The organism is Bacteroides cellulosilyticus DSM 14838 (assembly GCF_000158035.1).
GTDB classification, from domain to species: Bacteria; Bacteroidota; Bacteroidia; order Bacteroidales; family Bacteroidaceae; genus Bacteroides; species Bacteroides cellulosilyticus.
In genome coordinates, this window is the sequence record NZ_EQ973490.1 from 1,240,004 (window position 1) to 1,254,402 (window position 14,399).

8 protein-coding genes and 1 pseudogene are annotated in these 14,399 nt (G+C 43.5%); all 9 read left to right on the forward strand.

What is annotated here, in order from left to right:
- The first annotated feature begins 12 nt into the window (after window positions 1–12).
- The 9 genes and pseudogenes from BACCELL_RS09145 (at window position 13) to rbr (ending at window position 14,278) form a co-directional block, all read left to right on the forward strand.
- Window positions 13–1,638 carry a glycoside hydrolase family 43 protein gene (locus BACCELL_RS09145; protein ID WP_007211443.1) on the forward strand — a complete coding sequence of 542 codons (1,626 nt, stop codon included), beginning with the start codon at window positions 13–15 and terminating at the stop codon, window positions 1,636–1,638.
- Window positions 1,639–1,651: 13 nt separating this feature from the next.
- Window positions 1,652–3,592, forward strand: a complete 1,941-nt coding sequence (locus BACCELL_RS09150) for a glycoside hydrolase family 97 protein (RefSeq protein WP_007211444.1) — start codon at window positions 1,652–1,654, stop codon at window positions 3,590–3,592.
- A gap of 17 nt (window positions 3,593–3,609) precedes the next feature.
- Window positions 3,610–4,971 (forward strand): glycoside hydrolase family 43 protein, encoded by a 1,362-nt coding sequence (locus tag BACCELL_RS09155; RefSeq protein WP_007211445.1) that lies wholly within the window; start codon window positions 3,610–3,612, stop codon window positions 4,969–4,971.
- Window positions 4,972–4,986: 15 nt separating this feature from the next.
- Window positions 4,987–7,608 carry a glycoside hydrolase family 31 protein gene (locus BACCELL_RS09160; RefSeq protein WP_007211446.1) on the forward strand — a complete coding sequence of 874 codons (2,622 nt, stop codon included), beginning with the start codon at window positions 4,987–4,989 and terminating at the stop codon, window positions 7,606–7,608.
- Between the two features lie 37 nt (window positions 7,609–7,645).
- Window positions 7,646–9,679, forward strand: coding sequence for an NPCBM/NEW2 domain-containing protein (locus BACCELL_RS09165; protein WP_007211447.1), 2,034 nt, complete (start codon window positions 7,646–7,648; stop codon window positions 9,677–9,679).
- Window positions 9,680–9,719: 40 nt separating this feature from the next.
- Complete coding sequence (locus tag BACCELL_RS09170) at window positions 9,720–10,790, forward strand: glycoside hydrolase family 43 protein (protein WP_007211448.1); 1,071 nt, start codon at window positions 9,720–9,722, stop codon at window positions 10,788–10,790.
- A gap of 147 nt (window positions 10,791–10,937) precedes the next feature.
- Window positions 10,938–11,885, forward strand: a pseudogene (locus tag BACCELL_RS27325) (glycoside hydrolase family 27 protein); the annotation flags it as partial.
- Window positions 11,886–13,505, forward strand: coding sequence for a family 43 glycosylhydrolase (locus tag BACCELL_RS27330; RefSeq protein ID WP_369796088.1), 1,620 nt, complete (start codon window positions 11,886–11,888; stop codon window positions 13,503–13,505).
- A gap of 194 nt (window positions 13,506–13,699) precedes the next feature.
- A complete protein-coding gene (gene rbr, locus BACCELL_RS09180; protein WP_007211450.1) occupies window positions 13,700–14,278 on the forward strand; it encodes a rubrerythrin in 579 nt (192 codons plus the stop codon).
- Window positions 14,279–14,399 lie beyond the last annotated feature (121 nt).

Consider the following 14,399-nt stretch of genomic DNA (forward strand, 5'->3'; position numbering starts at 1 on the left):
ACTAAGAGTATCATGAAAAAGATGATGTTAACATGGCTGACTGTTGCTTCATTACTGATGGGGTGTTCCGGTTCGGAAACGTCGGTGAAGGGGACGTATCGTAATCCTGTAATTTATGCTGATGTACCGGATATGTCTGTTACGCGTGCAGGAGAGTACTATTATATGATAAGTACCACTATGCATTTAATGCCCGGTGGACCTGTTATGAGATCAAAAGACTTGGTGAATTGGGAAACAGTGAGCTATGTCTTCGATAAGCTGACTGATAACTCAAAGTATGACTTGATTGGTGGAACTGTTTATGGACGCGGACAATGGGCATCTTCCATACGTTATCATAATGGGAAATTCTATGTATTGTTCTCGCCAAACGATGTACCCTATCGGTCGTATATATTCACGGCGGAAGATCCGGCAGGGAAGTGGGAACTATTATCAAGAACACAGCATTTTCATGATGCCTCTTTGTTTTTTGATGATGACGGCCGAGTATATGTATTCTATGGAACCGGTGAGCTGAAGGAGTTGAAGAGTGACTTGTCGGATGTGAAACCCGATGGAGTCAGTATGAAGATTTTTGAACGGGATGCTGATGAACAGGGCTTGCTGGAAGGAAGCCAGGTTGTGAAACATAACGGAAAGTATTATTTGTTGATGATTTCCATGGATTGGAGTATCCCCGGTCGGGTACGCAGGGAAGTATGTTATCGTGCAGACAAGATAACAGGGCCTTATGAGAAGAAGGTTATCCTGGAGCATGATTTTGATGGTTATGGAGGAGTAGGTCAAGGTTGTATTATTGACTCGGAAGAAGGAGACTGGTATGGGGTTATTTTTCAAGACCGCGGAGGAATAGGCCGTGTACCTACTCTTATGCCCTGCCGTTGGGTAGACGGATGGCCGATGCTGGGAGATGAAAATGGACATGTGCCCTTGACGATGGAAAAAGAGATATATCCGACTGAAAATACCAAAGGAATACTTGGAAGTGATGATTTCAACGGAGAGAAACTTTCACTCTATTGGCAATGGAATCACAACCCGGTGGATGATAAGTGGTCGCTCACAGAACGGCCGGGATATTTACGTTTAGAAACCAGCCGGGTGGTTGATAATCTGTATCTTGCTCCGAATACAATTACGCAGCGTATGGAGGGACCGAAATGTAAGGCTACTGTCTCGCTTGATATTTCGAATATGAAGGATGGTGATGTGGCAGGTTTTAGTGCATTCAATGGACATTCCGGGCTTTTGTCTGTGGTGAAGGAGGGAGATGCAAAACGACTTGTAATGTCTACCAATGTAGTCAACTTTGATAATACTCCAAATAAAGCTATCGCAAGTGTGGATATAGAGGAAAAGGAACAGGTAGAACTTAATCAGAATATCATTTATTTGCGTATAGAAGGTGATTTTACTCCGAAGCGGGATATTGCTACTTTCTATTACAGCCTGGACAATAAGGAATGGAAGAAGATCGGAACGGATTTCAAAATGCGTTTTGATTATACAAAACTGTTTATGGGAAGTAAGTTTGCCATCTTTAACTATGCAACAAAATCGTTGGGAGGTTATGTCGACGTTGATTACTTTGACTACGAGAGGGCTAATGATAGGGTGACTATTAATAAATAATATCTTGATATTCATGAAATATTTTTTAGTTATAACGGCATTATTGATTTGCTCCACAATAAAAGCGGAGGAAAAACAGATAGCAAGTCCGGATGGGAAAATAGTAGTAACCATCTCTGATAAGAATGGACAACCTTCCTATCGCATCAATTATAAGGATACTCCTTTTATCAATTCTTCTTCTTTGGGGCTTATTACGAATATAGGTGATTTTTCCCGGGAAATGTCTTTGGAACACGATGTTCAGTCAAATAGAATTGACGAGACCTATACATTGCCCAATATAAAGCAGAGTAATGTGCACTATGTAGCCACAGAGGGTGTATACCGGTTTAGTCAGCAAGGTAAGATGATTTACGATGTTATATTTCGTGTAAGCGACCGGGATGTTGCTTTCAAGTATAAAATGTATCCTCAAAAGAATACTTTATCCTGCATTGTGAAAGAGGAGGCGACAAGTTTTGTGCTTCCTGATGGGAGTACGACTTTTTTGTGTCCGCAAAGCAAACCTATGGGAGGATTTGCCCGTACTTCTCCCAGTTATGAGACACCGTATAAAGCAGATGATACCATGGGCAAAAATGGATGGGGTGAAGGTTATACTTTCCCTTGTCTGTTCCGTAATGGTGATAAGGGATGGATACTTATTTCAGAAACAGGTGTAGATAGCAAATATTGTGGAAGTCGCTTACTGGGACATGAAAATGGCTTGTATACAATCGGTTTTCCTCAGGAGGGTGAAATGAATGGAAATGGTACAACTGCACCCGGACTTGCCCTGCCGGGAGAAACGCCTTGGAGAACGATCACTTTGGGTGAAACTTTGGCTCCGATTGTTGAAACGACAGTTTCCTTTGATGTTGTAAAGCCACTGTATGAAGCATCCGGAAAATATGAATACGGCAGAGGTTCCTGGAGCTGGATTATTGGTATGGATGGAAGTACGAAGTATGAAGAGCAATTACGTTATATTGATTTCTCTGCGGCAATGGGATACCAGTCTGTATTGGTAGATGCATTGTGGGATACGCAAATAGGCTATGACAAAGTTGAAAAGCTGGCTAAGTATGGTGCGGAAAAAGGAGTGGGGCTTTATCTGTGGTATAATTCTAATGGATATTGGAATGATGCCCCACAATCACCGCGTGGTATCATGGACAATGCGATAGCCCGACGCAAGGAGATGAAATGGATGCAAAGCATTGGAATACGCGGTATAAAGGTTGACTTCTTTGGTGGTGATAAGCAAGTCACCATGCAGCTGTACGAAGATATTCTTGCTGATGCCAATGAATATGGGTTACTGGTGATTTTCCACGGGTGTACTTTGCCTCGCGGTTGGGAACGTATGTATCCTAACTTTGCGTCGAGTGAAGCTGTATTGGCCAGTGAGAACCTGCATTTCTCTCAGGGAAGTTGTGACAATGAAGCTTTCAATGCCTGTCTGCATCCATTTATTCGTAATACGGTGGGTAGCATGGACTTTGGCGGCAGTGCACTGAATAAATATTATAATGCGGATAATGCTCCACGCGGAAGCCGGCGTATGACTTCTGATGTGTTTGCTTTAGCTACTGCGGTATTGTTCCAAAGTCCGGTACAACATTTTGCCTTGGCTCCGAACAATCTGACAGATGCTCCGGAATGGGCGATAGGCTTCATGAAAGAAGTCCCCACTACGTGGGATGAAGTACGCTTTATTGATGGCTATCCCGGTAAATATGTAGTTATGGCACGCAGGCATGGAGATAAATGGTATGTTGCAGGAGTTAATGCGCAGAAAGAGACCGTAAAGTTGAAGATTGCTTTACCGATGTTTATGCCTGGTGATCAAGTGAGGGTATTTACTGATAATGAAGAATTGCAAGGAAATGTAAAACAAATAAAGGTAAATAAGAAACAGGAGTTACAATTGGCAATTCCTTGCAATGGTGGAATATTAATTGTAGAATAATCAAACTAAAAAGCAATATGGATAAAATGAAATCTTTATTCCTTTCATCGCTATTGGTGGTGGTGAGTACTTCGGGATTGGCACAAAATCCAATCATTCAGACAAATTATACGGCTGATCCGGCCCCAATGGTATATAATGATAAAGTATATCTTTATACTACCCATGATGAGGATAATTCTACCTGGTTTACGATGAACGACTGGCGCTTGTATACGACCAGTGATATGGTGAACTGGACGGATCATGGCGCTGTGTTATCATATACTGATTTTAGTTGGGCAAAAGGGGATGCATGGGCTCCACAATGCATTGAGAGAGATGGTAAGTTTTATATGTACGTACCCATGATTTCGAATATAAACAACAGAGGTGCAATCGGTGTGGCGGTAGCTGACAGTCCTTACGGGCCCTTTTATGATCCGCTTGGGAAACCACTGGTCCAGAGTGAATGGGGAGACATTGATCCGACTGTTTTTATTGATGATGACGGACAGGCTTATTTGTATTGGGGAAATCCCAACCTGTATTATGTGAAGTTGAATGAAGATATGATTTCTTATAGTGGGGATATTGTACGTGTACCTTTGGTAGCGGAATCGTTTGGTAAACGCGAAGGCGATGCTCAGAGAGCCACTCTGTATGAAGAAGGTCCCTGGCTTTATAAGCGGGATAAGAAGTATTATTTATTCTGGCCGGGAGGTCCGCTGCCCGAGCATATCGGATACTCAACCAGCGATACTCCTACAGGTCCGTGGAAATACGGTGGAGTAGTGATGCCTGCCGGTGGCGGAGCGTTTACCATTCACCCGGGAGTTATTGATTTCAAGGGTAAAACTTACTTTTTCTATCATAACGGACAGTTGTCCGGAGGTGGTGGATTCAATCGTTCAGTATGTGTGGAAGAGCTTAAATTCAACAAAGACGGATCTATTCCTCAACTGAAGATGACTGAGGGTATTACAAAAGGGATTACGACACTGAATCCGTATGTAAAAACGGAAGCGGAGACTATTGCTTTTTCTGAAGGGTTCAAGTCTTTCAAAAATGATCAGGTGGGTGTTTTTGTTACGGCAATGAAGAATGGCAGTTATACTTGTGTTCGCGGTGTAGATTTCAAGGCAACCGGTGCAACGAAGTTCAGTGCCAGAATAGGAACTACACATAATGATCCCGTAAATCTGGAAATCCGTCTGGATGGTGTTGATGGGCAACTGATAGGGACAATGAAGGTACCGCGTACAGGAGGAAGTGATCGTTGGGACTTACGGACTATTGACATTACAAAAGTGACAGGAGTACATGATTTGTATTTTGTAGTAAAGGGGCGGCCTGCTACCAATCTTATGTATTTTGATTATTGGATGTTTTCTAAATAACTTGTACTAAATACTATGAGGAATAAAAGGAAGTATATCAGAACAACAGGAATCATCCTGTTGTTCTGTGTTGCTTTGTTGAATACGGCATGTGTTTCAAAGCAAAAAGAGAAAGTCGTTCTTGAACTGAAACAGGGATTACTTTCGCTGATACCATTAAATCAGAATGCTGTCCGGGTACAGTTTTCCCAACCGGGTTCGGCGCCTATGGAAGAGCTTATCTATACAGAAAAACTTCCTGTTCCTGAATATGAAGTTACAGAAGATAAGCAATCGCTGGTTTTATCTCTGGATGGAATTTCAGTGGAATTCGACAAAGGTACGGAAGTCTTGACTTTTAAAGATGCGAATAAGCGTATCATTCTTCAAGAGAAAGTTGGCGGACGTTTTATGAAGGTTTCTTCTGTACAGAATGAACCTACCTATCAGGTGGAACAGCGTTTTGTTTCTCCGAAAGATGAATACATATATGGTACAGGGCAGTTTCAGGATGGTTATCTAAATATCCGGGGGTTGACACGGCGCTTGACGCAGGTGAATACACAGATTTCTATTCCTTTTATTCTTTCAAGTAAAGGCTATGGGTTGCTGTGGAACAACTATGGATTGACGGATTTCAATCCGGCAGATCAATTTGTGGAGTTGACCCCCACCAATGCAAGTGGAGAGGCTGTTACGGTAAATACCACCGGTACGAGTGGAAATGTAAGGGAAACCAGACAAACCTATTCGTTTACAGCTTCGGTGGATGTACCTCGCTCCGGTAGTTATTCTTTGTTGCTGGATGTGGGACAGCGAATGGCACGGAAATATTATCTGGTTATTGACGGACAAAAGATTGTGGATGTCAATAATTTATGGTTGCCTCCCACTACTTCTGCCATTGTGGAGCTGACAGCCGGTAAGCACGATATAGAAGTACAAGGTGAACGTAATGATAAGCCTGTGTTATATTGGCGTCCTGTTTCAGAAGAGACTGTATTCCGTTCTCCGGTTGCCCAAATGTTAGATTATACGGTTTTCGCTGGTAACGGAGATGAAGTGATCGCCAGCTATCGGGAACTGACCGGACCTGCCCCCATGATGCCTTTGTGGAGTCTGGGATATATACATTGTCGGGAGCGTTATAATACTCAAGCAGAATTGCTGGAGAATGCCCGTGAATTCAGGGAACGGAAATTGCCTATCGATATGATTGTACAGGACTGGCAATATTGGGGAAAATATGGTTGGAATGCCATGAAGTTTGATGAAGACAGATATCCTGATCCGGGAAGTATGATGAAGGAACTTCATGAGATGGATGTGCGTCTGATGATCTCTGTATGGTCTAAAATCGATGCTCAGTCCGAAGTGGGAAAACAAGCCAAGGAAAAGGGATATTACATACCGGGCAGTGACTGGATTGACTTTTTCAATCCGGACGCGGCGGCTTTCTATTGGCAGAATTTCCGTACCGGATTATTGAAATATGGTATTGATGCTTGGTGGCAGGATGCTACTGAACCGGAGAATGATGATTTGCAGAACCGTCGCATTAATCGTGAACAAACTCCGGGAGAGGTGTACCGGAATGTATATCCGATGTATGTTAGCAAGACAATCTATGAAGGTTTACGTCAGGATGATCCTGACAGGCGAGCTATGATTTTTACTCGCAGTGGATTTTCAGGAATGCAACGTTATGCAGCCGCCACATGGTCGGGAGACGTAGGACATGACTGGGAAACCTTACGTCGGCAAATCGTAGGGGGATTGGGGCAGATGGCGACAGGACTGCCTTGGTGGACTTATGATGCAGGTGGGTTCTTCCGTCCGGGCGACCAGTATACAAATACCGGATATCATGAACAGTTGATCCGCTGGATACAGGCAGGAACATTTTTCCCACTGATGCGTGTGCATGGTTATATGAGTAATACCGAGCCGTGGCGATATGGAGAAAAGGTGGAACATATCATTGCCCGATATCTGGATTTACGTTATAGGCTTCTTCCTTATATCTATTCACAAAATGCTGCGGTTTCATTCAATGGTTCTACTTTGATGCGTCCGTTGGTGATGGATTTCCCTGAAGACCGTTTTGCACTGGAACAAAACTATCAGTTCATGTTCGGACCTTCTATATTGGTGGCTCCGGTGGTAGAAAGTGGTGTTAACCGGATGAAGGTTTATCTTCCGGAATGTTCGGCCGGCTGGGTAGATTTCTGGAATGGCACACCTCATAAGGGAGGTATATTCACAGATGTAAATGTGGATCTTATGAAGACTCCTTTATTTGTGAAAGCGGGTTCTATATTGCCGTTGGGACCTCAGAAGCAATATGCATCGGAGGAGACGGAACAACCGTGGGAAATCCGTATTTATCCGGGAGCTGATGGTTCTTATTCTGTTTATGAAGACGAAGGAATCAATTACAATTATGAGAAAGGTCAGTTCTGCACGTTTGATCTGAAGTGGAATGATTCGGATAAGACACTTACTATCAGTGACAGAAAAGGTTCGTTTGCAGGAATGAAGGAAAGAATGGACTTCAATATTGTAATTGTAACGCCGGAGTCAGGCACTGGAATTTATCAGTCAAAAGTGAATAAGAGCATTGTCTATGAGGGAAAGTCAATGGTGATATCACTGTAGTGTTTCTTGAGGCAATGATTTGGAAATATCTTAAAATATGAAGAATAATATGAAGTCGTTTTTGGCCCTCGTAGGGTTTGTAATAGCGTCCATTACTACAGGATGTGGTCAATCCCATACTGTGTGGCTTGATGATTTGGATCTGACAGCTATGACTCAAGGTAATGGAGTAGCTATGAAAAATAAATCGGTTGATGGCAAAACCTTGACAATCGGAGGACAAACGTTTGAACGTGGAGTAGGTACTCATTCAGTCAGTGAGATAGCAATTCAATTGGATGGCAAAGCCGTATCATTTACGGCTCAGGTAGGGCTGGATGATGAGATCATCGAGCATAAAACGTCTGCCGAATTTATTGTAATAGGAGATGGAGCCAGGCTTTGGTCCAGTGGGATTGTAAAGGCAGGAGATGCGCCTAAATTATGTTCGGTTTCATTGGATGGAGTCAAAAGGCTTGAGCTGATAGTTGCTGATGGTGGTGACGGGCCTTACTATGACCATGCCGACTGGGCGGATGCAAAGATAATATCAAAAGGAAAGAAGAGTTTTCCTACACTTAAATTCATTGCTACGGAACCTTATATACTGACTCCACCCGCTCCCGCGACGCCGAGAATTAATGGGGCCTCTGTGTTTGGAGTGCGTCCCGGTTCGCCATTCCAATATCAGATAGCGGCTACAGGAGATCGTCCGATGAGATTTGCAGCGGAGGGATTACCGGCAGGATTGGAGATTCACCCGGAAACGGGTCTGATTACGGGTAAGCTAACCAAGGCTGGTACATTTGAAGTGGTTTTACAGGCGAAAAATGTGAAAGGAACGGCAGAAAGAAAACTTCGTATTGAGTGTGGTGACAGAATTGCTCTTACTCCGCCGATGGGATGGAACAGTTGGAACTGCTTCGGACACGAAGTCTCGGCTGAGAAAGTGAAACAAGCGGCAAGAGCTATGATTGAAAGTGGTTTAGTGAATTATGGCTGGACTTATATCAATATAGATGATTCATGGCAACATCACAGAGATCCCAACGACCGGACCAGAGGTGGACGGTTGCGTGACGATCAGGGTAATATTATACCTAATGCCCAATTCCCTGATATGAAAGGGTTAACGGACTACATACATTCACTTGGACTGAAAGTGGGTATTTATTCTTCACCCGGTCCGTGGACTTGCGGAGGTTGCGTAGGCAGTTATGGTTATGAAAAGCAAGATGCCGATATGTATGGCGAATGGGGGCTTGATTATTTGAAATATGACTGGTGCAGTTACGGGGGAGTACTTGACCGTGATTTGGATAAGGATCCTTACAGCGTGTCTTCCTTGGCGTTTCAAGGGGGAGGGGATTCAATTGCCGGTAGAAAGCCATTTAAGATTATGGGCGATTATTTGCGTCAGCAGCCCAGGGACATTGTTTATAACCTGTGTCAGTATGGCATGGGAGATGTCTGGAAATGGGGAGATGCCGTTGGCGGCCAGTGCTGGCGCACGACTAACGATATCACCGATACTTGGGAAAGTGTAAAAGGCATCGCTCTTTCTCAGGACCGTGCAGCTGCATGGGCGAAACCCGGTAACTGGAATGATCCGGACATGCTGGTTCTAGGTATTGTAGGTTGGGGAAATCCTCACCAAACCAAGCTTAAACCTGATGAGCAGTATCTCCATTTCAGTCTTTGGAGTTTATTCTCTGCACCGCTTCTGATAGGTTGTGACTTGGAGAAAATGGATGATTTTACCCTGAGTCTGCTGACTAACAATGAGGTAATAGCTGTTAATCAGGATCCTTTGGGTAAACAGGCCACATGTGTATATTCAATAGGGGAATTACGTATTTATGTGAAAGAACTAGAAGATGGCAGTAAGGCGGTTGGTTTCTGTAATTTCGACCGGGAAAAGGCTGATATCTCTTTCCGTAATTTTGATAAACTGAATATTACGGGTAAACAAACTGTGCGTGATCTCTGGAGACAAAAGGATATAAGAACCTTGGATACAGGACGGAAGCCATTGTCACTCAATGTTCCGGCACATGGTGTACTTCTTTATAAATTTACACCGGTTCAATGAAATGTAAAAAAATAGAATTACTTACTTAATTGTTTTTATCATGAGAAACACTCTTTTTATTGTTAGTTTATATCTGATCTTATCCGCTTGCGGCGAGAAAAGTAATGAAGTGAAGTTTATTTCGGAAAGTAATCCGATAGTGACGGATAAGTTTACCGCTGATCCGGCACCTATGGTGCATAATGGTAGACTGTACCTCTACGTGGGTCACGATGAGGCTGAAGAAGGACAGGACTTTAACATAACCGAATGGCTGTGTTATTCAACAAAAGATATGAAAACATGGACTGATCATGGAAGTGTGCTGAAGCCTACCGATTTCTCGTGGGGAGTTGGCGAAGCATGGGCTTCCCAGGTTGTAGAGAAAGACGGGAAATTCTATTATTATACAACGGTACAGGCGGGTGCGCCATATAATAGTAAGGTGGTAGGAGTTGCAGTGTCGGATAGTCCGACAGGCCCTTTCATCGATGCTCGGGGTACACCGCTTATTACAGATGATATGACTCCTAACGGTCCTCGTGGATGGTGGAACGATATCGATCCGACCGTTTTTGTGGATGATGACGGCACACCATGGATGAGCTGGGGTAACGGTACCTGCTTCTTAGTGAAACTTAAACCCAATATGACAGAACTGGACGGAAACATAGAGATTCTTAAAATGCCGAAATTTGTGGAAGGGCCATGGATTCATAAGCGTGAAAATCTTTACTATCTGACGTATGCATCGATGGGTAAGGGGCGTGAAACCATTAGTTATGCCACGGCACCAAGTATGGAAGGTCCATGGACCTATCGTGGAGTCTTGACAGGAATGGCAGAAAATAGCTTTACCATACATCCGGGAATCATTGAATTCAAGGGACAAAACTATCTGTTCTATCATAATGCAATACTTACCATAGATGGAAAATCGGGTGCCACAGGGCGCCGAAGCGTGTGCGTTGACTATCTTTATTATCTACCTGACGGACGTATGGCGTATGTTGAGCAGACCAAAGAAGGTATTACTGTGAAGCCGAAGACTGCCGCCGAAGTAGCTGAGATTGTAAATCCATACACTGACGAAAAAGAAGTTGTGGTAGAAAAAGAAGTAATAGCGAATTGAATGTAAATTGAGCAAGTAATATTATATATCATGAACAAGAGAATAACTTTATTTCTCATTACCCTTTTAACGGTTTGTGGGGTACAATCGCAGAACAATAATCAAAATCGGAACGCTGATTTCCATAAATGGGCAGAAACACCGCCTATGGGTTGGAATAGTTGGGATTGCTTTGGGGCTAATGTTACTGAGGCGGAAGTGAAAGCCAATGCCGATTATATGGCGGAGCACCTGAAAGACTACGGTTGGGAGTATATTGTTGTGGATATCCGCTGGTTTGTGGAAAATCAGACTACCGGTTACTATAACTTCAAAGATCCTAAATATGTGCTTGATGAATACGGCCGTTATATGCCTGCCGTGAACCGTTTTCCATCAGCTGGCAACGGAAATGGATTTAAGCCTCTTGCTGACTATGTCCACAGTAAGGGATTGAAGTTTGGTATCCATCTGATGCGCGGTGTACCCACACTTGCCGTAGAGAAGAAATTGCCGGTGAAAGATGCCGGTGGAGTAACGGCTGCTGATATTTATTCTACCGACTGGAAATGCCCCTGGTTGGGAGATAACTACACGATTGTAGCCGACAGACCGGGAGCGCAGGAATATTATAATTCAATCTTCGATCTGTATGCTTCATGGGGAGTGGATTTTGTTAAGATTGATGATCTTTCCCGCCCTTATCATCAGGCGGAAATAGAGATGATACGTAAGGCGATTGACCGTACCGGACGGCCGATTGTATTGAGCATGTCACCGGGAGAAACCGATGTGAATAAGGCGGATCACGCTGTAGGGCATGCTAATATGTGGCGTACAGTAGATGATTTCTGGGACAATTGGCCGCATCTTTACCATCAGTTTGAAGTATGTCCCAAATGGGCGCCTTATATAGGTCGTGGCGCATGGCCCGATGCCGATATGTTGCCGTTGGGGCATATTGATCTTCGAGGTAACGCCCGTATGAGTAAGTTTACGCGGGATGAACAATATATGGTTATGACGTTGTTTGCTATGTTCAAGTCGCCGCTGATGTTCGGTGGGCACTTACCTGATAATGATAAATTCACCAATTCGCTGATAACGAATGAAGAAGTGCTCTATGTACATAGGAACTCTGTAAACAACAAGCAATGGTATAATAAAGATGGCGTTATAGCCTGGACAGCTGATGATCCCAGAAATGGAGATAAATATCTGGCACTGTTCTATGTAGATCAGAAAGAACCCCGGGAGTCACATCCTGCCAATCGGAAAGTGACTGTAGATCTGAAAGAATTAGGATTTGGCGGAGCTGCCAAAGTACGTGATATCTGGAGGAATCAGGATCTTGGCAATTTCTCAGGAACGGAGTTCTCACCTGTCATCAATTATCACGGCGCAGGGTTGTACAGGATCTCGAAAAAGTTGAAAGTACAGACTAACAATCCGATTATTCAGACTAAATATACAGCCGATCCGGCACCAATGGTGCACAATGATACTGTATTCCTTTATTCAAGTCACGACGATGACAATGCGAAAGGCTTTGTTATGCGCGAATGGTTACTTTATACTTCGACTGATATGGTGAATTGGACAGATCACGGAGTGGTTGCCTCGCTGAAAGACTTCAAATGGGTTCCTTATGACAATGGTGCCTGGGCACCGCAGTGTATTGAACGCAACGGGAAATTCTATATGTATTGTCCGATGCCCGGTGGGATAGGCATCGGTGTGCTGGTTGCCGATAGTCCTTATGGGCCGTTTATAGATCCCATCGGAAAGCCATTAGTGAAAAACAGTTATGCTGATATAGATCCTACGGTGCTGATTGATGATGATGGGCAGGCTTATATGTATTGGGGAAATCCGGATTTATATTATGTGAAGTTGAATGAAGATATGATTTCCTGTGATGGTGAAGTAGTGCATGAGCAGATGACACATGAGGCTTTTGGCGAACGGAAGGGGAATCAGAAACGCCCCACTTTATATGAAGAAGGGCCGTGGGCTTACAAGAGAAAGAATAAGTATTACATGGCGTTCGCGTCCACCTGCTGTCCCGAAGGCATGGGATATTCGATGAGTGACTCTCCAACTGGTCCCTGGGTATATAAAGGTATGATTATGGAAGGTGACAGAAGATCAAATGGCAATCATCCGGGTATTATTGACTATAAAGGGAATACGTATGTCTTTGGCTTCAATTATGATATCCATTTTTCCAAGATTTCCCAGCACTATGAGCGACGCTCTATTTGTGTGGAGAAACTGACCTTTAATCCGGATGGCACAATTCAGCAACTTCCGTTCTGGACGGCAAAAGGCGTAGATCCGGTGGGCAAGCTCGATCCTTACCGTCGCGTTGAAGCCGAGACAATAGCCTGGAGTGAGGGTTTGAAGACAGAAAAGAGCGAGGCAGGTATGTATGTTACGGCTATTCACGACGGGGATTATATTCGTGTGCGCAATGTCGATTTCAAGAAAGGGGCGAAGTCATTTGAAGCAGTTGCTGCATCGTCTTCTTCCGGTGGGCAAATAGAAATTCGTTTGGATGACAAAGAAGGTACGCTGATCGGCACCTGCGTTATTGGCAATACAGGTGGTCCGGAAAGTTGGAAGACTTTCCAGGCTCAGGTTGATAAAGTAAAAGGCGTGCACGATGTTTACTTCATCTTTAGAGGCGGCGAAGATGAGCTATTTAACTTCGACTGTTGGAAGTTTATCAGATAGCGGACAGTTAAGGCTTTAGTTCATTATTGCTTGAATAGATTGTATCGGAAATAGATGTTATCTATGTCTGTATAGATAAATCCGATGAATAAAAAGTGTGTAAATATCAAACAAAATCCTTACTTTTGTGTTGTTAATAAGAATGACTAACGACAATTGATACGTAATTTACTAACTAAATAAGAAAAAGAACTATGGCTAAAAGTGTTAAGGGAACTCAAACAGAAAAGAATCTGTTGACCTCATTTGCAGGAGAATCACAAGCAAGAATGCGTTACACTTATTTTGCAAGTGTAGCTAAGAAGGAAGGTTACGAACAAATTGCTGCTATCTTTACTGAAACGGCTGATCAGGAGAAAGAACACGCTAAACGTATGTTCAAGTATCTGGAAGGTGGTATGGTAGAAATTACAGCAAGCTATCCTGCCGGTGTTATCAGCACCACACTGGATAACCTGAAAGAAGCTGCTGCCGGTGAACACGAAGAATGGTCTTTGGACTATCCCCACTTTGCTGACGTAGCGGAAAAAGAAGGTTTCTATGAAATCGCTGCTATGTACCGCAACATTTCAATTGCCGAGAAGGGTCATGAAGAAAGATACCTGGCTTTCGTAAACAATATCGAGAATACTACAGTATTCGCTAAAGAAGGTGAAGTAGTATGGCAATGCCGTAATTGCGGTTTCATCTTCACAGGTAAAGAAGCTCCTGAAGTTTGCCCGGCATGTTTGCATCCGCAGGCTTATTTCGAAGTGAAAAAAGAAAACTATTAAGAAATTCTTATTTCTATGATAAAGAACGCCCGGGTGTTTCGCTTGAAGAAACATCCGGGCGTTCGGCATTAATAAAGGAGATAACTCCTTAACCCGTTGGCGGAATTACTTTCTTTCTGGC